25 protein-coding genes and 1 other annotated feature are annotated in these 20,010 nt (G+C 40.0%); of the genes, 24 read left to right on the forward strand and 1 reads right to left on the reverse strand.

The genetic code is table 11. The features are described 5' to 3' along the window. The first annotated feature begins 213 nt into the window (after nucleotides 1-213). Genes ABVF55_RS05145 through ABVF55_RS05165 form a run of 5 tightly spaced genes read left to right on the forward strand, consistent with a single transcriptional unit; the run spans nucleotide 214 to nucleotide 2,606 of the window. A complete protein-coding gene (locus tag ABVF55_RS05145; RefSeq protein ID WP_373105149.1) occupies nucleotides 214-657 on the forward strand; it encodes a hypothetical protein in 444 nt (147 codons plus the stop codon). Nucleotides 658-706: 49 nt separating this feature from the next. Then, a complete protein-coding gene (locus ABVF55_RS05150; RefSeq protein WP_373105148.1) occupies nucleotides 707-1,138 on the forward strand; it encodes a hypothetical protein in 432 nt (143 codons plus the stop codon). Nucleotides 1,139-1,197: 59 nt separating this feature from the next. Then, nucleotides 1,198-1,659 carry a hypothetical protein gene (locus ABVF55_RS05155; protein WP_049492059.1) on the forward strand — a complete coding sequence of 154 codons (462 nt, stop codon included), beginning with the start codon at nucleotides 1,198-1,200 and terminating at the stop codon, nucleotides 1,657-1,659. Nucleotides 1,660-1,702: 43 nt separating this feature from the next. Then, on the forward strand, nucleotides 1,703-2,128 hold the full coding sequence (locus ABVF55_RS05160) for a lipoprotein BUG3 (RefSeq protein ID WP_373105144.1): 426 nt from the start codon (nucleotides 1,703-1,705) through the stop codon (nucleotides 2,126-2,128). Nucleotides 2,129-2,162: 34 nt separating this feature from the next. Beyond that, nucleotides 2,163-2,606 carry a hypothetical protein gene (locus ABVF55_RS05165; RefSeq protein ID WP_445284982.1) on the forward strand — a complete coding sequence of 148 codons (444 nt, stop codon included), beginning with the start codon at nucleotides 2,163-2,165 and terminating at the stop codon, nucleotides 2,604-2,606. A 221-nt stretch (nucleotides 2,607-2,827) separates the two neighbouring features. On the opposite strand, the gene ABVF55_RS05170 is transcribed toward ABVF55_RS05165, so the two are convergent. Further along, nucleotides 2,828-3,262 (reverse strand): DUF6556 family protein, encoded by a 435-nt coding sequence (locus tag ABVF55_RS05170; protein WP_445284983.1) that lies wholly within the window; start codon nucleotides 3,260-3,262, stop codon nucleotides 2,828-2,830. A gap of 192 nt (nucleotides 3,263-3,454) precedes the next feature. Here ABVF55_RS05170 and ABVF55_RS05175 point away from each other — a divergent pair, with 192 nt between their 5' ends. From ABVF55_RS05175 to ABVF55_RS05265, 19 genes are all read left to right on the forward strand, one after another. Continuing rightward, nucleotides 3,455-4,597: a cysteine desulfurase family protein gene (locus ABVF55_RS05175; protein WP_445284984.1), complete on the forward strand. Its 1,143-nt coding sequence runs from the start codon at nucleotides 3,455-3,457 to the stop codon at nucleotides 4,595-4,597. An 18-nt stretch (nucleotides 4,598-4,615) separates the two neighbouring features. Continuing rightward, on the forward strand, nucleotides 4,616-5,836 hold the full coding sequence (gene thiI, locus ABVF55_RS05180) for a tRNA uracil 4-sulfurtransferase ThiI (protein ID WP_445284985.1): 1,221 nt from the start codon (nucleotides 4,616-4,618) through the stop codon (nucleotides 5,834-5,836). A 53-nt stretch (nucleotides 5,837-5,889) separates the two neighbouring features. Next, on the forward strand, nucleotides 5,890-6,432 hold the full coding sequence (locus ABVF55_RS05185; protein ID WP_445284986.1) for a hypothetical protein: 543 nt from the start codon (nucleotides 5,890-5,892) through the stop codon (nucleotides 6,430-6,432). 136 nt (nucleotides 6,433-6,568) lie between these two features. Then, nucleotides 6,569-6,656: a sequence feature (ribosomal protein L21 leader region), on the forward strand. 34 nt (nucleotides 6,657-6,690) lie between these two features. Further along, nucleotides 6,691-7,005: a 50S ribosomal protein L21 gene (rplU, locus tag ABVF55_RS05190; RefSeq protein ID WP_003002830.1), complete on the forward strand. Its 315-nt coding sequence runs from the start codon at nucleotides 6,691-6,693 to the stop codon at nucleotides 7,003-7,005. 15 nt (nucleotides 7,006-7,020) lie between these two features. Further along, nucleotides 7,021-7,365 carry a ribosomal-processing cysteine protease Prp gene (locus ABVF55_RS05195; protein WP_003002581.1) on the forward strand — a complete coding sequence of 115 codons (345 nt, stop codon included), beginning with the start codon at nucleotides 7,021-7,023 and terminating at the stop codon, nucleotides 7,363-7,365. Between the two features lie 17 nt (nucleotides 7,366-7,382). Continuing rightward, nucleotides 7,383-7,676: a 50S ribosomal protein L27 gene (rpmA, locus tag ABVF55_RS05200; RefSeq protein WP_003002805.1), complete on the forward strand. Its 294-nt coding sequence runs from the start codon at nucleotides 7,383-7,385 to the stop codon at nucleotides 7,674-7,676. Between the two features lie 211 nt (nucleotides 7,677-7,887). Next, a complete protein-coding gene (locus tag ABVF55_RS05205) occupies nucleotides 7,888-8,634 on the forward strand; it encodes a DeoR/GlpR family DNA-binding transcription regulator (RefSeq protein WP_254726825.1) in 747 nt (248 codons plus the stop codon). A 189-nt stretch (nucleotides 8,635-8,823) separates the two neighbouring features. Continuing rightward, nucleotides 8,824-9,300 carry a PTS sugar transporter subunit IIA gene (locus tag ABVF55_RS05210; protein ID WP_013903732.1) on the forward strand — a complete coding sequence of 159 codons (477 nt, stop codon included), beginning with the start codon at nucleotides 8,824-8,826 and terminating at the stop codon, nucleotides 9,298-9,300. Between the two features lie 35 nt (nucleotides 9,301-9,335). Then, on the forward strand, nucleotides 9,336-9,641 hold the full coding sequence (locus ABVF55_RS05215; protein WP_003002828.1) for a PTS sugar transporter subunit IIB: 306 nt from the start codon (nucleotides 9,336-9,338) through the stop codon (nucleotides 9,639-9,641). Between the two features lie 94 nt (nucleotides 9,642-9,735). Then, nucleotides 9,736-11,211, forward strand: coding sequence for a PTS transporter subunit IIC (locus ABVF55_RS05220; RefSeq protein ID WP_445284987.1), 1,476 nt, complete (start codon nucleotides 9,736-9,738; stop codon nucleotides 11,209-11,211). Between the two features lie 201 nt (nucleotides 11,212-11,412). Further along, nucleotides 11,413-11,838 (forward strand): galactose-6-phosphate isomerase subunit LacA, encoded by a 426-nt coding sequence (gene lacA, locus ABVF55_RS05225; RefSeq protein ID WP_003007724.1) that lies wholly within the window; start codon nucleotides 11,413-11,415, stop codon nucleotides 11,836-11,838. Nucleotides 11,839-11,854: 16 nt separating this feature from the next. Beyond that, a complete protein-coding gene (gene lacB, locus ABVF55_RS05230) occupies nucleotides 11,855-12,370 on the forward strand; it encodes a galactose-6-phosphate isomerase subunit LacB (protein ID WP_003002763.1) in 516 nt (171 codons plus the stop codon). Between the two features lie 10 nt (nucleotides 12,371-12,380). Beyond that, nucleotides 12,381-13,310: a tagatose-6-phosphate kinase gene (locus ABVF55_RS05235; RefSeq protein ID WP_061590825.1), complete on the forward strand. Its 930-nt coding sequence runs from the start codon at nucleotides 12,381-12,383 to the stop codon at nucleotides 13,308-13,310. A gap of 1 nt (nucleotide 13,311) precedes the next feature. After that, nucleotides 13,312-14,292, forward strand: a complete 981-nt coding sequence (lacD, locus tag ABVF55_RS05240; RefSeq protein WP_049484016.1) for a tagatose-bisphosphate aldolase — start codon at nucleotides 13,312-13,314, stop codon at nucleotides 14,290-14,292. A 309-nt stretch (nucleotides 14,293-14,601) separates the two neighbouring features. Further along, a complete protein-coding gene (locus ABVF55_RS05245) occupies nucleotides 14,602-15,435 on the forward strand; it encodes a PRD domain-containing protein (RefSeq protein ID WP_049485463.1) in 834 nt (277 codons plus the stop codon). Nucleotides 15,436-15,469: 34 nt separating this feature from the next. Continuing rightward, nucleotides 15,470-15,787, forward strand: a complete 318-nt coding sequence (locus ABVF55_RS05250; protein WP_003007713.1) for a PTS lactose/cellobiose transporter subunit IIA — start codon at nucleotides 15,470-15,472, stop codon at nucleotides 15,785-15,787. Continuing rightward, nucleotides 15,787-17,484: a lactose-specific PTS transporter subunit EIIC gene (locus tag ABVF55_RS05255; protein ID WP_023918364.1), complete on the forward strand. Its 1,698-nt coding sequence runs from the start codon at nucleotides 15,787-15,789 to the stop codon at nucleotides 17,482-17,484. Before ABVF55_RS05250 ends, ABVF55_RS05255 begins: the two co-directional genes overlap by 1 nt. Nucleotides 17,485-17,571: 87 nt before the next feature. After that, nucleotides 17,572-18,978 carry a 6-phospho-beta-galactosidase gene (gene lacG / locus ABVF55_RS05260; RefSeq protein ID WP_445284988.1) on the forward strand — a complete coding sequence of 469 codons (1,407 nt, stop codon included), beginning with the start codon at nucleotides 17,572-17,574 and terminating at the stop codon, nucleotides 18,976-18,978. 127 nt (nucleotides 18,979-19,105) lie between these two features. Beyond that, nucleotides 19,106-20,008: a LysR family transcriptional regulator gene (locus tag ABVF55_RS05265; RefSeq protein WP_003001728.1), complete on the forward strand. Its 903-nt coding sequence runs from the start codon at nucleotides 19,106-19,108 to the stop codon at nucleotides 20,006-20,008. Nucleotides 20,009-20,010 lie beyond the last annotated feature (2 nt).

Consider the following 20,010-nt stretch of genomic DNA (forward strand, 5'->3'; position numbering starts at 1 on the left):
ATAAATGCAACATTTGAATTCTTAGCATCACTTAGGTTGTTATTTGTAAAAAAGGATTACCTATATTCTAGAAGAACCCCGAAAGTTCTTTTATGATTGCTGCATATAGTCTCTAACTAGTGAGTTAGATTGAGATTCAAATGAAAGATGCTATAATAGTAAGGAAAGTGACTGGCCCATCCAGTCATGAAAGGAAGGATTGGAGAAGAAGAGATGAAGAGACAACTGGAATTATTTTTGATTATTCTTTTACCGATCCTAGGACTGGTTTTTCTTGGAGGAAAGATCATGCATCTAACCAAAAGACCAGAACAGAAGATAACAACCACTTCTTCAAAGAAAGTCGTACAAAAATCAGAAGAAGAAATAAAAAAAGAACAAGTAGCATATCTCAAAGAACACGAGCAGGAAATCGTCGATTTTGTGAAAGCCCAAAATCCGAAAGTCGAATCCGTTCAGATTGATTGGGATGAAACTCAGATGAGTGATGGTGGGCTTACAACTCCCGAATATTATATGAATATTTTTGGACGCATTAATCATATCGAGAACTCAGGATGGGGAGTGGATATTCCAATTAATGATGATCAGTCAATTAACATGCGAGAAATGTTTATGCTCCATGAACCTACGATTGACGGAAAGCCTATTTCCTGATCAAGTATAATGCATTTTGAAAAAGAACTGTTTTAGAAAAAGATAGCACATGATAAAACAAACGGCGTTTAAATTAATCACTACATTAGCTCTCCTTGCAAGTATAGGAGGATGTACCATAAATTCAAAAGAGCAAACGAAACAAGCACCCATTGCAACCCCTTCGACAACCAAGGAAGACAAAAAAACCATTAAACAAAAACAGCTCACATATCTGAAAGAACACGAGCAAGAGATGACAGCCTATGTTAAAGCTCATAATGCTAACATTACGCAGGTGTCTTATGACTGGGACAGTATTAAAACAGTTGTAGGAGGTAATGGAACGCCTCAGGGAGGTGACGAAATACTATTAGTTTATGGTTATGCCAATGGAAGTGATCTAACAAATTTTAGCCTGAATTTTACGTTAGACGAAAATAAAATGCCTAAAATAGATTCAATTGGTTCAGACAATTTGTATCGGGTAGAAAAGAAATGATCCGTCCGTTAGACAATGAGAGATGCAATAGAGGAATCACTTTTAAACGAAATAAAATTATGAGAAAACAAATAAACAATTTGATAATCGCACTTGCTTTCATTTCAACACTTGGATGTCTAGTAGGATGTGTGAAGAAAGAACGTGAAAAGAGCAGACAAGCGCAGACTGTCACCTCTTCAACCACAAAAGAAGATAAAGAAGCCATTAAACAAAAGCAGCTAGCCTATTTGAAAGAACATGAAAAAGAAATTGTTGATTTTGTGAAAGCTCAAAATCCAAAAGTCGAATCCGTTCAGATTGATTGGAACAGTATGCAAATTGAAGAGTCTGGAAACGGAACGCCTCAGGGTGGTGGATACAATTTATCTATTTCTGGTCAGATTAATCAATTAAAAAACACAAAATTCTCCGTTGATTTTTACCTAGAAGATCAAAATAGCATACCAACTATCAAAAAAATGGGCATGCTTAATGATATCTATATCGAGGAAAATGGTGGCTGGAAAATTTTTTCTTAAGTAAATAGAAGTAAAAGTGTTATGAGGAAACAAGAAAATTAAAATGAAATGTACGCTTAAGTTATTAGCTTTAATGTTTATTTTCACAAGCATTGGAGGTTGTAGTGTAAAACAAAAAGCTCATACAAAACAAGTACAAACTGCAACCTCTTCCTCCACAAAAGAAGATATAGAAGTGATCAAACAAAAACAACTTGCTTATCTCAAAGAGCACGAGCAAGAAATCGTCAATTTTGTGAAATCGAAGAGTTCAAAGGTTGATTCTGTTCAGATTTATTGGGACGAAACGCAATGGATTGATGGTGGAAATGGGACCCCACAAGGTGGAGATGAGGTCATAGAAATTTTTGGTACCGTCAATCAACTTGAAGATTCAGGATGGAGGGTGGATGTCGTATTTGATTCTGATCAAAAGATGACATTTAGTATGGGCCATAATATTAGTATTAAGGGTGATTATATTGAGTAAGAACTGGAAGATTCAAAGTCTGTAAGGAGGATTTATGAAGAGACAAATGGAACTATTTTTGATCATTTTGTTACCGATCCTAGGACTGGTTTTTCTTGGAGGAAAAATCATGACCCTGACCAAAAGACCTGAACAGAAGATAACGACCCCATCTTCAAAGAAAGTCGTACAAAAACCAGAAGGAGACATAAAAAAAGAACAACTGGACTACCTAAAAGAACACGAACAGAAGGTTATTGATTTAGTCAAAGCACAAAATTCAAAAGTTGAATCCGTTCAGATTGATTGGGATCAGACACAATGGAGTGATGGTGGGCTTACAACTCCCGAATATTATATGAATGTTTATGGACGTATAAATCATATTGAAGAATCGGGTTGGAGAGTAGATATCCCAATAAATGATGACAATACATTGAATCTAGATGAGATGTATATAGGATCCGACATTGGTATAGGGGGAAGATTATTTGAGTAATTGGAAATTAAAAAGTTTTGACAATCTATATGCTTCATTAGTAGAATCAGCATACAGAGATAGGTTCAACAAGTCTTCATAGGATCAATTGGATCAAATCCAGGAAGAGCGATCAAAGCTCAAATGGGAGTATGACAATGAGATAGATACTTTCTATAAAAATCAGAAAAAGCTGGAATCGAAAGCCCAAAAAAATCAGTAAGGTTGTCCTTACTGATTTTTTAGTTGGTTCCAGATGATGCTGTATCTGCGCCACTGTCTGTTGCGGTGGAACCTTGATCTTGCGCTGCAGATGAACTAGATTCTGTAGCAGATGAGCTATTGGTTTCTTTCTGAGAACTTGTCTCTGTATTGCTTGAATCGGTTTGCGTGTTGGTATTTGTGTTGGTATCAGTCGCGGTGGAATCAGAACTCTTATCGTGAACGACGACCACACTGGTGCTACTAGATGGTTTGTCTTCTGTTTTTTGGTTGTCTTTATTGAGCAGGCTCATAATGGTAAAGGAAGTGACGATAATCCCTAAGAGACTGGCAATCGTAGCTACAACCGTTTGAAATACGGATAGGCCTTGTTTCACTTTTTCACCACGTGAGGGTCTAGAATCTGTAGTATCCTCAGGTTTTTGGTTTTTATTGCTTCTTGAATATTGTGACATGTTCATTCTCTTTCTATCAAAAATTGTTTTTTAGCACTTTCTTATTATAAGTCATTTTCTGAAAAATGTCTAAAAAGAACTGAATTTTATGAAGTGATTTTACCTCATCTCTCTTTATCAAATCCTTGTCCCAAGCGGTTAGAAATGATAAAATAGAAGTTACGTAAAAAGAAAGTGATGGATGCGTAGGACATGATTTATTTTGACAATTCAGCAACGACCAAACCATATCCAGAGGCCCTTGCGACCTATACAGAAGTGGCGACACGGATCTGGGGCAACCCTTCTAGTTTGCACAATCTAGGTAGTCAAGCTACTCGTATTTTAGAAGCTTCTCGGAAACAAATTGCGGAGCTAATTGGAAAGAAAGCTGATGAAATTTACTTCACGTCTGGTGGGACCGAAGGGGACAACTGGATCCTAAAGGGTGTCGCTTTTGAGAAAGCTCCTTATGGTAAGCATATCATTGTCTCTGACATCGAGCATCCCGCTATCAAGGAGTCCGCTGCTTGGTTAAAGACGCAGGGATTCGAAGTGGATTATGCTCCAGTGGATGCGAGTGGCTTTGTCAAAGTGGATGCCTTGGCTAGTCTTCTCCGTCCGGATACGACCTTGGTCTCTATCATGGCCGTCAACAATGAGATTGGCTCCATCCAGCCCATCCATGAAATTGCGGCTCTCCTTGAGGATCGCCCAACGATTAGTTTCCATGTCGATGCTGTTCAAGCTTTGGCCAAGGTAGCAACAGAAGTTTATCTACCAGAGCGCGTGGACTTTGCGACCTTCTCTAGTCACAAATTCCATGGGCTTCGCGGAGTCGGCTTTGTCTACATCAAAGAAGGCAAAAAGATCACCCCTCTCTTAACCGGAGGTGGTCAAGAAAAAGAAATGCGCTCGACAACTGAGAATGTGGCAGGCATCGCAGCAACCGCAAAAGCCCTACGCTTAGCTATGGAAAACCAAGAAGCTTTTGCCAGCAAGACCCAGCAGATGAAAGAAGTGATCCGCAAAGAATTGGCCAACTATCCAGATGTCACTATTTTTTCTGGTGAGGATCATTTTGCGCCTCACATCTTGACTTTCGGGATCAAGGGAGTTCGTGGAGAAGTAGTGGTCCATGCCTTTGAAGAGTTTGATATTTATATCTCGACCACCAGTGCCTGCTCGTCCAAGGCTGGAAAACCAGCTGGTACCTTGATTGCCATGGGAGTGGACAAGAGTATTGCACAGACAGCTGTTCGCTTGAGTCTCGATATTGAAAATGACATGAGCCAAGTCGAGCAATTCTTGACCAAGTTCAAACTGATTTACGAACAAACACGAAAAGTACGTTAATTTTAGAAGGAAATCAATATGACCTTAACCTATTCAGAAATTATGATTCGCTATGGAGAGCTTTCTACTAAAGGGAAAAACCGTATGCGTTTCATCAATAAACTTCGCAATAATATCCAAGATGTTTTATCTATTTATCCGGCTGTCAAAGTGACAGCGGACCGCGATCGGGCCCATGCTTATCTACATGGGACGGATTATGAGCCGGTGGCAGAATCCCTCAAGCAAGTTTTTGGGATCCAAAATTTTTCACCTGTTTACAAGATTGAAAAATCAGTTCCAGCCTTGAAAGCTGCGGTGCAAGGGATTATGAAGGAGATTTACAAGGACGGCTTGACCTTTAAAATCTCAAGTAAGCGGAGTGACCATACCTTTGAACTCGATAGCCGCGAACTCAATCAAACCTTGGGTGGCGCTGTTTTTGAAGCCATTCCAACCATTCAAGCCCAAATGAAAAAACCAGATATCAATCTACAAGTCGAAATCCGGGAAGAAGCAGCTTACATCTCTTATGAAACCATCAAGGGAGCAGGTGGCCTTCCTGTTGGGACTTCTGGCAAGGGCATGCTTATGCTTTCTGGTGGGATTGATTCTCCAGTAGCTGGTTACCTAGCCTTGAAGCGAGGAGTGGACATCGAAGCGGTCCACTTTGCGAGCCCTCCTTATACAAGTCCTGGTGCGCTGAAAAAAGCGCAAGACCTAACACGGAAGTTGACCAAGTTTGGAGGGAATATCCAATTTATCGAAGTGCCCTTTACAGAGATCCAAGAGGAGATCAAGGCTAAGGCGCCGGAAGCTTATCTCATGACCTTAACCCGCCGCTTTATGATGCGCATCACAGATCGGATTCGCGAGGTTCGCAGTGGTTTGGTGATTATCAATGGTGAAAGCTTGGGACAAGTGGCTAGTCAAACCTTAGAGAGTATGCAGGCTATTAATGCAGTGACCAATACGCCGATCATTCGTCCAGTAGTAACCATGGACAAGCTGGAGATCATTGACATTGCCCAAGAGATTGATACTTTTGAAATCTCTATCCAACCATTTGAAGACTGTTGTACCATCTTTGCACCAGATCGTCCAAAGACTAATCCGAAACTCAAAAATGCAGAGCAGTATGAGCAACGCATGGACGTGGAAGCTTTGGTTGAGCGAGCTGTAGCAGGGATCATCGTAACAGAGATCACACCAAAAGCAGAAAAAGATGAGGTCGATGACCTGATTGAGGATTTGCTATAGGAGAGACTGGGCGTATCCAGCCTCTTTTTCTACCCAAATTTAAAGGAGACAATATGAAAAAAATTATCGTATTAATGACAAGTTTGCTTCTGTTGACAGGCTGTGTCAAAGTATCGTTTACTGGCCCGAAAAAAGAAGAGAAGACCAGCCAATCAAGCAGTAGAAAAAAAGAACCCCTCACATTTGTCAGGGCCGAGCAGTATAAAGACCAGGACAACGAAGTCTTGGAAGCGTCCGAGAAATTTATCAAGGAACATCCAACGCTTGGAGAAGCTGGAAAATTATTTGTCTTTTTTCCAGGATATACCTTTGGAAATGAGGAAAACCGCTTCGCCTTATTCTTTATTGTGAATCGTACCACCACAACCATCGATCGTGATGGATCCTTTGTCCTGAATTTGGAATATGATGGAGAGTCGCTTTTTAAAGATGTCACAGTTGACTATGAAGTGAGCGAATCGGGTGTGTTAAAACCCAATACTGCTGCAGCGATTCCGATAAAAATTACTAAGGAACAAGAAGAAAAAATGAAGGGGATGAACGATTCGTCTAAAGCCAAAATGAGCTTCAATGATTTTAAATTTAAGGATAAGTAGATGAAAGCCGGTTTTGAATGCGATCTTAAACTACAAGATACAAAAATAGATTTTTCAAAGAAAATTCGTTTTCAAAGCGCAAAAATACTTGTCTTTGTCTGATAGAAGTGATATACTAAGAGAGTTGACTATGCACATGCCTGTGCAACCGCTCGAACATCGTCGCTCATTTTCATGAGAGTAAGTGGTTCGTCCCACGATGCTAGGCGAGTCTTCACAAAAATACGGGGAAACCCAAAAATACATAGGAGGTGCATAATGAGCACATACGCAATCATTAAAACTGGCGGAAAACAAGTTAAAGTTGAAGTTGGTCAAGCTATCTACGTTGAAAAATTGAACGTTGAAGCTGGTCAAGAAGTTACATTTAACGAAGTTGTTCTTGTTGGTGGTGAAAACACTGTTGTCGGAACTCCACTTGTTTCAGGAGCTACTGTTGTTGGAACTGTTGAAAAACAAGGAAAACAAAAGAAAGTTGTTACTTACAAGTACAAACCTAAAAAAGGTAGCCACCGTAAACAAGGTCACCGTCAACCTTACACTAAAGTTGTCATCAACGCTATCAACGCTTAATTTTTAGGAGAACACATGATACAAGCAGTCTTTGAACGAGCCGAAGATGGCGAGCTGAGGAGTGCAGAAATCACTGGGCACGCTGGAAGCGGTGAATACGGCTTTGATGTCGTGTGTGCATCGGTTTCGACTCTAGCCATTAACTTTGTCAACTCTGTTGAGAAATTTGCAGGCTACGAACCGGATCTAGAATTAAACGAAGAAGAAGGTGGCTTCCTGCGGGTGACGATCCCGACAGATATTCCACCTCATCAAAGAGAAATGACCCAACTATTCTTTGAATCATTTTTCTTAGGGATGGCAAACTTATCGGAGAACTCTTCAGAGTTCGTCCAAACAAGAGTTATCACAGAAAACTAACATGGAGGAAAACAATTATGTTGAAATTGAATCTTGCTAACTTGCAACTTTTCGCCCACAAAAAAGGTGGAGGTTCTACATCAAACGGACGTGATTCACAAGCAAAACGTCTTGGAGCTAAAGCAGCTGATGGACAAACTGTAACAGGTGGATCTATCCTTTACCGTCAACGCGGTACACACATCTACCCAGGTGTGAACGTTGGACGTGGTGGAGACGATACTTTGTTCGCAAAAGTTGAAGGCGTAGTACGCTTCGAACGTAAAGGTCGCGATAAAAAACAAGTTTCTGTTTACCCAATCGCAAAATAAAAAGGTTTTTAAACCTTTTTGTCCCGAGCCTGATCCAAAGGTGAGGAAGCTAGAAATAGCAAAATTAAAGCTTTCTGATTTATCAGAAGGCTTTTTTCTTTTATTTATTTAAAAATATCATGTTTACCATTGTTAATATAATGTTTGAATTTGTGTTTTTTGAAAAAAGTAGTATAATAGAGACAAATATAGTAGGAATGGAAGTAGTACCATGAAAGATAGCAGACATGTTGAAATTCTTCAGGAACTAGATCGAAAAAGTGTGGTATCAGTCAAAGAACTCAAGGAACTCTTTGGGGTGACAGACATGACCATTCGTCGCGATCTGATCGATCTTGAAAAACAAGGTCTTTTAGTTCGTGTACATGGTGGAGCCCACAAAAAGGTAAAAGATAGCTTGTTAGAGGCTTCTCACAGTGAGAAAAATCTCATCAATATTGATGAGAAACGAACCATTGCAAAAAAATGTGCAGAGTTGATCGAAAATGGGGATACCGTCTTTATTGGGTCTGGTACGACAACAGATTTTATCGGCGACTATTTAGAAGGAAAGGAAATCAGTATTGTCACCAATTCCCTCCCCATTTTTGAAAAGCTAAAGGATTTTCCAAATTATGACCTGATCTTAGTTGGTGGTCGCTACCGGGTGAAGACACAAACTTTTGTCGGGCAATTTGCCAATAAACTCTTGAAAGAAATAAAGGTTTCTAAAGCTTTCATCGGGGTCAATGGCATCGATGGGCATCATGTTTCCACAGCCAATGAAGAAGAAGGAAATGGTAATGCTATTATTCTAAACAATGCAATTGAGAAATATGTGGTTGCCGATAACAGTAAGTTTGATAGCTATTCTTTCTATAGTTTCTATCGAGTGGAAGACCTGAATGCCATTATTACTGATGGTAGTATTCCAAAGAAGATCAAAGACAAATACGGCTTGTATACGAAAATCATATAAAACAAAGTGGTCTCAAAAAAGAGACCACTTTTTACTGATTTAATGATGTTGGAAAATGACGGATAGAAAGCGCTTTAGAGTAATGTACAAACAAAATTAAACAAATTTAGACAAAAAATGATTGACAATCAATCAATATAGTGATATACTGAAGCTATAAATAAATAGTTAGATAAGGAGGTGGCAACAATGGGATTAAATCAACTCTTTAACAAAGATCTTGTGTTTTGTCTACACGCCAAGGATCAAACAGATCTCTTTGAGCAGGTAGCGAGCTTACTTGAAGAGCGACAGATTGTGACACCAACCTATCGTTCCGCTTTGATTGAGCGTGAAAAGTCTTTCCCGACTGGATTAGACATGGAATTTCTTGGTAAGGACTTACCAAATGTGGCGATCCCGCACACAGACATTGTCCATAATCTTACTGAGAATGTGGTCGTTGTTCGTTTGGATCAACCGGTAACCTTCCATAATATGATTGCTCCAGATAAGGAAGTTCAAGTTTCACTTTTATTCTTCATTATCAACAATTCAAGCTCTAGCCAAACGAATATTTTGGCCCAGCTGATGGATTTCTTTACATCTAATGGAAATCTCGAAGCTCTATCAAAATTAGATAGTGAAGATAAGCTTTATCAATACATTACGGGAACTATTTCCTAAAACATTCGTAAATATTTATAATGGAGGATATCCAAATGATTAAAATTTTAGCTGCCTGTGGTGCAGGTGTTAACTCTAGCCACCAAATTAAGAATGCCTTGGAAGAAGAGTTGTCAAACCGCGGTTATGATGTGCGTTGTGACGCTGTCATGGTCAAAGACGTGAATGAAGACTTGATTTCAGGCTATGACATCTTTACTCCAATTGCTGCAACTGATTTGGGATTCGATCCTGGTATTCCAGTGGTAGAAGCAGGACCAATTTTATTCCGTATTCCAGCAATGAGTGCGCCAGTTTTTGATAACATCGAAGCTGCCATTAAAGAACATGGATTAAGTTAATATTTTTTTAAAACAGTTTGTAAGCGTTATCCAATGATAAAGTTGGAAATGATTAAAGCGTAATATATAAAATTATAAATCGGGAGGATTTATTATGAATGGCATTATTGATTTTGCCAATAAATTTTTTAAACCAATCCTAGACATGGGTGCTCCGATCATTATGTTGATCGTCTTGACTTTATTGGCTCTCTTGTTTGGAGTGAAATTCTCTAAAGCCCTTGAAGGTGGTATTAAACTTGCCATCGCCCTTACTGGTATCGGTGCCATCATCGGTATGTTGAATGGAGCTTTCTCAGCGTCTCTTGCAAAATTCGTTGAGAACACTGGTATTCAATTGAATATCACAGACGTTGGTTGGGCACCGCTTGCGACCATCACTTGGGGGTCTGCCTGGACACTTTACTTCTTATTGATTATGTTGATCGTCAACGTTGTCATGCTTGCGATCAAGAAAACAGATACGCTTGACGTCGATATCTTCGATATCTGGCACTTGTCTATCACAGGTCTTTTGATCAAATGGTATGCAGACAACAACGGTGTGAGCCAAGGTTTATCACTCTTCTTGGCAACTCTTGCAGTTGTCCTTGTAGGGATTATGAAAATCATCAACTCAGACTTGATGAAACCAACATTTGATGATCTTTTGAATGCACCAAGTTCATCACCTATGACTTCAACTCACATGAACTACATGATGAACCCAATCATCATGGTCTTGGATAAAATCTTTGACAAATTCTTCCCTGGTCTTGATAAATACGACTTCGACGCTGCTAAATTGAACAAGAAGATCGGTTTCTGGGGATCTAAATTCTTTATCGGTTTCCTTCTTGGTATCGTCATCGGTATCATGGGTACTCCACATCCAGTTGCTGGCGTGCAAGATGCTGACAAATGGGAATTGGTTATTAAAGGTTGGTTGAGCCTTGGTTTGACTGCCGGTGTCTGCTTGGAATTGTTCTCATTGATCGGTTCTTGGTTCATCGCAGCGGTAGAACCATTGTCACAAGGTATTACAAACGTTGCTACTAAACGTCTTCAAGGACGTAAATTCAACATCGGTTTGGACTGGCCATTTATCGCTGGTCGTGCTGAAATCTGGGCTTGTGCGAACGTACTTGCACCAATCATGTTGATCGAAGCAGTGCTTCTTTCTAAAGTCGGAAATGGTATCTTGCCACTTGCAGGTATCATTGCTATGGGTGTAACTCCAGCCTTGTTGGTTGTAACACGCGGTAAATTGATCCGTATGATCATCTTCGGAAGCCTTCTCTTGCCACTCTTCCTTCTTTCAGGAACATTGATTGCACCATTTGCAACTCAATTGGCTAAGAGTGTTGATGCCTTCCCTAAAGGGGTAGCTTCTACTCAATTGATCACTCACTCAACTCTTGAAGGACCAGTTGAAAAATTGCTCGGTTGGACAATCGGTAACGCAACAACTGGTGATATCAAAGCAATCCTTGGTGTAGTTGTCTTCTTGGCATTCTATATTGGAATCTTCGCTTGGTACAGAAAACAAATGATCAAACGTAACGAAGAATATGCTGCAAATGCAAAATAATCGTCATATGTAGTTTGAAAACTGACACCATATCTTTTGTGGATATGGTGTTTTTATTTTAAAAAATGTTCGAAAATAAACAATTTAATGTTGACTTTCGTTCAAAATAGGTGTAATATAATATCAAAAGTAAGAAAATGTTTCTTTGTGAAAATTTAACAACAGAGATATTTGCTGAAACGAACAAAAGGAGGACAGGACATGTCTATTGTAATTGGTGCAGATGCTGCAGGATTAAGATTAAAAGATCTCGTGAAAGAGTTTCTTGTAAAAGAAAACTTCGATGTTGTGGATGTAACTGCTGAAGGTCAAGATTTTGTAGATGTGACACTTGCAGTTGCCAGCGAAGTGAACAAAAACGATCAAAATCTTGGAATCGTGATTGATGCTTACGGTGCTGGTCCATTTATGGTTGCAACTAAAATCAAAGGAATGGTAGCAGCAGAAGTTTCAGATGAACGTTCTGCTTATATGACACGTGGACACAACAATTCTCGAATGATTACCATGGGTGCCGAAATTGTTGGGGATGAATTGGCCAAGAACATTGCCAAAGGCTTCGTCAATGGTAAATACGATGGTGGCCGTCACCAAATCCGTGTCGATATGTTGAATAAGATGTGCTAATGAGAGGAGAATTCAAATGAGAATTGCAATTGGTTGTGATCACATTGTGACAAATGAAAAAATGGCTGTTTCTGATTTTTTGAAATCAAAAGGATATGAAGTGCTCGACTTTGGGACTTATGACCATACACGTACCCACTATCCAATCTTTGGTAAGAAAGTCGGTGAAGCCGTAGCAAGTGGCCAAGCAGATCTTGGTGTTTGTATCTGTGGTACTGGGGTTGGGATTAACAATGCTGTTAACAAAGTACCTGGTATCCGTTCTGCTTTGGTACGCGATATGACAACTGCTCTTTATGCTAAAGAAGAACTGAACGCGAATGTGATCGGTTTTGGTGGTAAAATCACTGGTGAATTGCTCATGTGCGATATCATTGAAGCATTCATCCACGCTGAATACAAACCAACTGAAGAAAATAAAAAATTGATCGCTAAGATCCAACATGTGGAAACCCATAATGCCCATCAAGCGGATGCTGATTTCTTTACAGAATTCCTTGAAAAATGGGACCGTGGTGAATACCACGACTAAGAGGTGACGTATGATATTAACGGTCACGATGAACCCTTCGATTGATATCTCTTATCCTTTGGATGTACTCCAGTTGGATACAGTCAATCGAGTAGCTGAGGTGAGTAAGACAGCTGGTGGGAAGGGTCTCAATGTCACTCGTGTACTTTCTGAGATCAAGGATCCAGTAGCAGCGACCGGCCTACTTGGTGGTCGAACGGGCCAATTCATTCTCGATCATTTAGGAGAAGGAATAGAGGAACGTTTCTTTGAGATTGCTGGTGATACACGTAATTGTATCGCCATCCTTCACGAAGGCAAGCAAACAGAAATATTAGAAAAAGGCCCAACCATTTCTGAGAAAGAAGGGCAAGGTTTCCTTCAACATTATCGTCACTTGATCGATCAAGTGGAAGTGGTTGCTATCTCAGGTAGTCTTCCTGCTGGTTTACCAGTGGATTATTATGCTAGCCTTGTCAAGATTGCAAGGGAAGCTGGAAAATCAGTCGTGCTCGACTGCTCGGGAGCTTCTTTAGAAGCTGCCATTCAAGCAGATGTCAAGCCTACAGTCATTAAGCCCAACAATGAAGAGTTGTCTCAATTGTTAGGAAAAGAAGTGAGTAAGAATGTGGAAGACTTAAAAGAAGTTCTTCAGGATGCTCTCTTTGATGGCATAGAATGGGTGATTGTCTCCCTTGGAGCAAATGGCGCTTTTGCAAAGCACGGCGACGTCTTCTATAAGGTAGATATTCCTAAGATTGATGTCGTCAATCCAGTCGGATCTGGTGATTCGACTGTTGCAGGGATTGCATCTGGTCTCTATCATCATGAGAGTGACGCAGACTTGCTCAAGAAAGCAAATGTTCTTGGAATGTTAAATGCGCAAGAAGCACAAACAGGACATGTCAACATGGGGCACTATGATGCCTTGTATCAACAATTAATCGTAAAAGAGGTATAAAATGGTATTAACAGAACAAAAACGCAACTATTTGGAACGTCTTAGTACAAAAGACGGTGTTATTTCAGCTTTGGCCTTCGACCAACGTGGGGCTTTGAAACGCTTGATGGCCAAATACCAGGACACTGAGCCAACTGTAGCACAAATGGAAGAATTGAAAGTTCTTGTAGCAGATGAATTGACAAAATATGCTTCATCAATGTTGTTGGACCCAGAATATGGTTTGCCTGCTACGAAAGCCTTGGACAAAGATGCTGGGCTCTTGCTTGCATACGAAAAGACTGGTTACGATACATCTAGCACCAAACGTTTGCCTGACTGCTTGAACCTTTGGTCAGCAAAACGCATCAAAGAACAAGGTGCAGATGCTGTGAAATTCTTGCTCTACTATGATGTAGATAGTGCAGAAGAACTCAACCAAGAAAAACAAGCTTATATCGAACGCATTGGTTCAGAATGTGTGGCAGAAGACATTCCATTCTTCCTTGAAATCTTGGCTTATGACGAAGGAATTGCGGATGCAACCTCTGCTGAATATGCAAAAGTGAAACCTCGTAAAGTCATTGAAGCTATGAAAGTCTTCTCAGATCCTCGTTTCAATATCGATGTATTGAAAGTAGAAGTTCCAGTTAATGTCAACTACGTGGAAGGATTTGGAGAAGGTGAAGTTGTCTATAGTCGTGAAGAAGCGGCTGCCTTCTTTAAAGAACAAGAAGAAGCAACCAACCTTCCATACATCTACCTCAGTGCTGGTGTATCAGCAAAACTCTTCCAAGAAACTTTGGAATTTGCTCATGCATCAGGTGCTAACTTCAACGGTGTTCTTTGTGGACGTGCGACATGGGCAGGTTCAGTAGAAGCTTACATCAAAGATGGAGAAGCAGCTGCTCGTGAATGGCTTCGTACAGAAGGTCGTCAAAATATTGAAGAATTGAACGCAGTCTTGGCTAAAGTGGCAACACCTTGGACAGAACGCGTGTAAGAAACAAATCGTTATTGCCTCCTAAAGCAACATTTAGAACATTGGAAGGAAGAAATTCCTTCCAATGTTCTTCATTATTTTTAGGCTTTGTTTATTTTTTATAAAAAATGTTTAAAAATTTTCGCTGTAAGGGTTTACAAAATAAAAAACTTATGATAAAATAAGTTCATAAGTTAAATAGCAGTGAGCGTTACTAAGTTAGATTAGGCGTGACCACAAGTAGATTGAATGATTAGCATAGGCTAGTTTTTTCAGTTGCTTCGTGGTCATTTTTATTTGCTTTTAACAAATTTTACAAAGGAGAGCCTCATGTATCGTATTATCCATCCAATGAACAATAATGTTGCTTTGGTTCAAAATGAGCTTCAACAAGAGTTAATTGTTGTTGGGAATGGGATTGCTTTTGGGAAAAAGAAACATGATCTAGTAGCTGATGATAAGGTCGAAAAAGTATTTCGTTTAAACACGGATGAATCAAGAGAAAACTTTATGGCCCTTCTAAAGGATGTTCCTCTTGATTTCATTACAACCACTTATGAAGTGATTGATACCTTGTCTAAGAAATATGCCTATCCTGTTCAAGAATATATCTATGTGACACTAACAGATCACATCTTTTGTTCTTACCAGGCGGTTCAACAGGGAAGATACAAACACAGTGATCTACCTGATGCGTCTGCTATGCATCCGATCCCCTATAAAATCGCAAAGGAAGCGATTGAAATCTTTCGAGAGCGGCTCTTGGATCAATTTCCTGATGACGAAGTGAATCGTATCGCCTATCACTTCATCAATGCACAAGGGGAAGTCATTCATGAGCAGGATCCTGATGTCCAAGATCGCCAAGCGATTTTGAAAGCTGTAGAAGAAAAACTAGCTCAAAATGGATTGAAACGGAAAGAAGAAAACAGTCATTTCTATGATCGCTTTATGATCCATCTTAATTATTTCCTAGATTCGCTAGATAAGGGAAGAGAAGATCCAGAAGGTTTGAGCGAGATGGAACAACTGATTCAGCTAAGTTATCCAAAGGCTTATGAGATTAGTCATCAAATCTACCAAACCATCGCTGAACAGACAGGAGCCAAGATATCTCCTAATGAAAAAGTCTATTTGGCCTTGCATATTCAACGTCTATTATAAAAATTTTCAAAAGGTATCATAAGGAGGAACCAACATGAATAAAGAAGAAGTCCAATTACTTGGCTTTGAAATTGTCGCTTATGCCGGTGACGCTCGATCAAAATTAGTGGAAGCCTTAAAAGCTGCTGAAAATGGTGATTTTGCTAAAGCAGAATCCTTAGTAGAAGAAGCGGGGTCTTGTATCGCTGAGGCTCACAAATCTCAAACGACCATGCTAGCGCATGAAGCAGCAGGAGAAGAAATCCCCTATAGCATTACCATGATGCATGGTCAAGACCATCTCATGACAACAATCCTATTAAAAGACGTGATTCACCATCTGATTGAACTATATAAAAGAGGAGCGAAATAATGAATAAACTGATTGAACTGATTGAAAAAGGGAAACCTTTCTTTGAAAAGATTTCTCGAAACAAATATTTGCGAGCGATTCGGGATGGCTTTATTGCAGGGATGCCTGTTATCCTTTTCTCATCTATCTTCATCCTAATTGCGTATGTACCAAACGCTTGGGGATTCCATTGGTCTAAAGATATTGAAACTTTCTTGATGACTCCATATAGCTATTCTATGGGCATCTTGGCCTTCTTCGTTGGTGGTACAACGGCTAAGGCTTTGACTGATTCAATGAACCGCGACCTTCCAGCAACTAACCAAATCAACTTCATTTCTACAATGTTGGCTTCTATGGTTGGCTTCTTGCTCATGGCTGCCGAACCTGCTAAAGAAGGTGGATTCTTAACAGCCTTCATGGGTACAAAAGGTCTGTTGACAGCCTTCATTGCAGCCTTTGTTACCGTTAATGTTTATAAGGTCTGTGTGAAAAATAATGTGACGATTCGCATGCCAGACGAGGTTCCACCAAATATTTCACAAGTATTTAAAGACCTGATTCCATTTACATTGTCAGTTGTACTCTTGTATGCACTTGAATTAGTTGTGAAAGCAAGCCTTCATGTAACGGTTGCTGAATCAATCGGTACCCTTCTTGCTCCACTATTCTCAGCAGCAGACGGTTATGTTGGTATTACGATTATTTTCGGTGCCTTTGCATTCTTCTGGTTTATTGGTATTCACGGCCCATCTATCGTTGAGCCTGCGATTGCAGCGATCACTTATGCAAATGCCGAAGTCAACTTGAACCTCCTTCAACAAGGTATGCACGCTGATAAGATCCTTACATCTGGTACACAAATGTTCATCGTCACTATGGGTGGTACTGGTGCAACTCTTGTTGTTCCGTTCATGTTTATGTGGTTATGTAAATCGAAACGAAATCGTGCTATTGGACGCGCTTCAGTAGTTCCTACATTCTTTGGTGTAAACGAACCAATCTTGTTTGGTGCACCACTTGTTTTGAACCCAATCTTCTTTATCCCATTCATCTTTGCACCAATTGCAAACGTATGGATCTTTAAGTTCTTTATTGAAACACTTGGCATGAACTCATTTACTGCCAACCTTCCATGGACTACACCAGGACCTCTTGGTATTGTTCTTGGTACAAACTTCCAGTTCTTATCATTCGCTCTTGCAGCATTGTTAATTGTAGTAGATATTGTTATCTACTATCCATTCCTCAAGGTTTATGATGAACAAATTCTTGAAGAAGAACGTTCAGGTAAAACTAATGATGAATTAAAAGAAAAGGTAGCTGCAAACTTTAACACTGCAAAAGCAGATGCTATTCTTGAAAAAGCTGGAGTAGATTCAGCACAAAATACAATTACTGAAGAAACAAACGTCCTCGTTCTTTGTGCTGGTGGAGGAACAAGTGGTCTTCTTGCCAATGCTTTGAATAAAGCCGCAGAAGAGTATAAAGTTCCAGTTAAAGCTGCAGCAGGTGGCTATGGAGCCCACCGTGAAATGTTGCCAGAATTTGACCTTGTTATCTTGGCGCCTCAGGTTGCTTCCAACTTCGAAGATATGAAGGCTGAAACAGATAAACTAGGCATCAAATTGGCGAAGACAGAAGGTGCTCAGTACATCAAGTTAACCCGTGATGGAAAAGGTGCTCTAGCCTTTGTTCAAGCTCAATTTGAAGAATAAGAACTAAAAAGTGAGATGGAGATGGATGGCTCACTAACTCCTCTCCCCTCGCTTTTCATTTTATCCAATCAAGAAATAGGTGAAAATATGACAAAAACACTTCCTAAAGATTTTATTTTTGGTGGCGCAACTGCAGCTTATCAGGCAGAAGGTGCGACTCATACAGACGGTAAAGGACCTGTTGCATGGGATAAATATTTAGCAGACAACTATTGGTATACTGCTGAACCAGCGAGTGATTTCTACCATAAATATCCAGTAGACTTACAGTTGGCGGAAGAATATGGCGTAAACGGAATTCGTATTTCTATTGCTTGGTCACGTATTTTCCCAACTGGCTATGGTGAAGTCAATCCAAAAGGGGTAGAATTCTATCATAAGTTATTTGCAGAATGCCATAAACGTCATGTAGAACCATTCGTAACTCTTCACCACTTTGATACTCCTGAAGCTCTTCACTCAAATGGAGACTTCTTGAATCGTGAAAATATCGAACACTTTGTAGATTATGCTACTTTCTGTTTTGAAGAATTCCCAGAAGTCAACTACTGGACAACCTTCAATGAAATTGGCCCAATCGGTGATGGTCAATACTTGGTTGGTAAATTCCCACCAGGTATTCAATATGACCTTGCCAAAGTCTTCCAATCTCACCACAATATGATGGTTTCTCATGCACGTGCTGTGAAATTGTACAAAGACAAAGGTTATAAAGGTGAAATCGGGGTTGTTCACGCCCTTCCAACTAAGTATCCATTGGATCCTAAAAATCCTGCAGACGTACGTGCTGCTGAGTTGGAAGATATCATCCACAACAAGTTTATCTTGGATGCGACTTACCTCGGACACTATTCAGATGCAACCATGGAAGGGGTAAACCACATTCTTTCAGTTAATGGTGGTAGTCTGGATCTTCGGGACGAAGACTTTGCAGCACTTGAAGCAGCTAAAGATTTGAACGACTTCCTTGGAATTAACTACTACATGAGTGATTGGATGGAAGCCTTTGATGGCGAAACAGAAATCATTCATAATGGTAAAGGGGAAAAAGGAAGCTCTAAATACCAAATCAAAGGTGTTGGACGTCGTGTAGCTCCTGACTATGTACCTCGTACTGACTGGGACTGGATCATCTACCCTCAAGGTTTGTATGATCAAATCATGCGTGTCAAGAAAGATTATCCAAATTACAAGAAGATCTACATCACTGAAAACGGACTTGGATACAAAGATGAGTTTGTGGACAATACGGTTTATGACGATGGCCGGATTGATTATGTGAAACAACACTTGGAAGTCTTGTCGGATGCGATTGCTGATGGTGCAAACGTCAAAGGATACTTCATCTGGTCTCTTATGGACGTCTTCTCTTGGTCTAATGGTTACGAAAAACGCTATGGTCTCTTCTATGTAGACTTTGAAACCCAAGAGCGCTATCCGAAGAAATCGGCTCATTGGTACAAGAAAGTAGCTGAAACTCAAGTGATTGAATAAGTATCAACTGGAACTGTTTTAGTTCCAGTTTTTTTATTTTCACTTGATGAAGGTCTCTTAAACGCATCTCTTCTTTCAGCCCCTAATTTATGGTATAATAGATCGATACTGTAATAAGGAAAATAGAATGAATATACAACAATTACGATATGTAGTGGCGATTGCCAATAGTGGTACTTTTCGTGAGGCTGCTGAAAAAATGTATGTGAGTCAGCCGAGCTTGTCTATTTCAGTACGCGATCTGGAAAAGGAACTGGGCTTTAAAATTTTTCGTCGAACTAGTTCGGGGACATTTTTGACCCGTCGGGGAATGGAATTTTATGAAAAAGCGCAGGACGTGGTTAAGGGGTTTGATATTTTTCAAAATCAATATGCCAGTCCTGAAGAAGAGAAGAAAGAATTCTCTATTTCTAGTCAACACTATGACTTCTTGCCACCATTGATGACGGAATTCTCGATCCGCTATCCGGAAAATAAAAACTTCCGCATCTTTGAGTCAACGACGGTCCAAATTTTGGATGAAGTGGCTCAAGGGCATAGTGAGTTGGGGATTATTTATCTCAACCGTCAAAATACCAAGGGAATTATGCAACGGGTTGATAAATTAGGACTTGAAGTGGTGGATTTGATTCCTTTTCAGACTCATATTTACCTTCGCAAGGGACACCCTCTGGCTAAGAAGAAAAAACTGGTCATGGAAGATCTAGCTCAATTGCCAACTGTTCGCTTTACCCAAGAAAAAGATGAGTACCTCTATTATTCAGAGAACTTTGTCGATACCAGTTCGAGCTCCCAAATGTTCAATGTAACCGACCGGGCCACCTTGAATGGGATCTTGGAGCGGACAGATGCTTATGCGACAGGATCAGGCTTTTTAGATAGCCAGTCAGTGAATGGTATTACCGTGATTCCTTTAGAAGACAACTTGGACAATAAAATGGTCTATGTCAAACGCGAAGAGATGGATCTCTCCCCTGTAGCAGAGAAGTTTGTCGAGGTCATGGTAGAGTATTTTGATCAAAAGAGGTAAGA

Source organism: Streptococcus sp. KHUD_012, assembly GCF_052588255.1.

Bases quoted from the DNA above. Each gene is read 5' to 3' on its own strand.
- ABVF55_RS05145 (WP_373105149.1), top strand. From the start codon at position 214: ATGAAGAGACAACTGGAATTATTTTTGATTATTCTTTTACCGATCCTA.
- ABVF55_RS05150 (WP_373105148.1), top strand. From the start codon at position 707: ATGATAAAACAAACGGCGTTTAAATTAATCACTACATTAGCTCTCCTT.
- ABVF55_RS05155 (WP_049492059.1), top strand. From the start codon at position 1,198: ATGAGAAAACAAATAAACAATTTGATAATCGCACTTGCTTTCATTTCA.
- ABVF55_RS05160 (WP_373105144.1), top strand. From the start codon at position 1,703: ATGAAATGTACGCTTAAGTTATTAGCTTTAATGTTTATTTTCACAAGC.
- ABVF55_RS05165 (WP_445284982.1), top strand. From the start codon at position 2,163: ATGAAGAGACAAATGGAACTATTTTTGATCATTTTGTTACCGATCCTA.
- ABVF55_RS05170 (WP_445284983.1), bottom strand. From the start codon at position 3,262: ATGTCACAATATTCAAGAAGCAATAAAAACCAAAAACCTGAGGATACT.
- ABVF55_RS05175 (WP_445284984.1), top strand. From the start codon at position 3,455: ATGATTTATTTTGACAATTCAGCAACGACCAAACCATATCCAGAGGCC.
- thiI (WP_445284985.1), top strand. From the start codon at position 4,616: ATGACCTTAACCTATTCAGAAATTATGATTCGCTATGGAGAGCTTTCT.
- ABVF55_RS05185 (WP_445284986.1), top strand. From the start codon at position 5,890: ATGAAAAAAATTATCGTATTAATGACAAGTTTGCTTCTGTTGACAGGC.
- rplU (WP_003002830.1), top strand. From the start codon at position 6,691: ATGAGCACATACGCAATCATTAAAACTGGCGGAAAACAAGTTAAAGTT.
- ABVF55_RS05195 (WP_003002581.1), top strand. From the start codon at position 7,021: ATGATACAAGCAGTCTTTGAACGAGCCGAAGATGGCGAGCTGAGGAGT.
- rpmA (WP_003002805.1), top strand. From the start codon at position 7,383: ATGTTGAAATTGAATCTTGCTAACTTGCAACTTTTCGCCCACAAAAAA.
- ABVF55_RS05205 (WP_254726825.1), top strand. From the start codon at position 7,888: ATGAAAGATAGCAGACATGTTGAAATTCTTCAGGAACTAGATCGAAAA.
- ABVF55_RS05210 (WP_013903732.1), top strand. From the start codon at position 8,824: ATGGGATTAAATCAACTCTTTAACAAAGATCTTGTGTTTTGTCTACAC.
- ABVF55_RS05215 (WP_003002828.1), top strand. From the start codon at position 9,336: ATGATTAAAATTTTAGCTGCCTGTGGTGCAGGTGTTAACTCTAGCCAC.
- ABVF55_RS05220 (WP_445284987.1), top strand. From the start codon at position 9,736: ATGAATGGCATTATTGATTTTGCCAATAAATTTTTTAAACCAATCCTA.
- lacA (WP_003007724.1), top strand. From the start codon at position 11,413: ATGTCTATTGTAATTGGTGCAGATGCTGCAGGATTAAGATTAAAAGAT.
- lacB (WP_003002763.1), top strand. From the start codon at position 11,855: ATGAGAATTGCAATTGGTTGTGATCACATTGTGACAAATGAAAAAATG.
- ABVF55_RS05235 (WP_061590825.1), top strand. From the start codon at position 12,381: ATGATATTAACGGTCACGATGAACCCTTCGATTGATATCTCTTATCCT.
- lacD (WP_049484016.1), top strand. From the start codon at position 13,312: ATGGTATTAACAGAACAAAAACGCAACTATTTGGAACGTCTTAGTACA.
- ABVF55_RS05245 (WP_049485463.1), top strand. From the start codon at position 14,602: ATGTATCGTATTATCCATCCAATGAACAATAATGTTGCTTTGGTTCAA.
- ABVF55_RS05250 (WP_003007713.1), top strand. From the start codon at position 15,470: ATGAATAAAGAAGAAGTCCAATTACTTGGCTTTGAAATTGTCGCTTAT.
- ABVF55_RS05255 (WP_023918364.1), top strand. From the start codon at position 15,787: ATGAATAAACTGATTGAACTGATTGAAAAAGGGAAACCTTTCTTTGAA.
- lacG (WP_445284988.1), top strand. From the start codon at position 17,572: ATGACAAAAACACTTCCTAAAGATTTTATTTTTGGTGGCGCAACTGCA.
- ABVF55_RS05265 (WP_003001728.1), top strand. From the start codon at position 19,106: ATGAATATACAACAATTACGATATGTAGTGGCGATTGCCAATAGTGGT.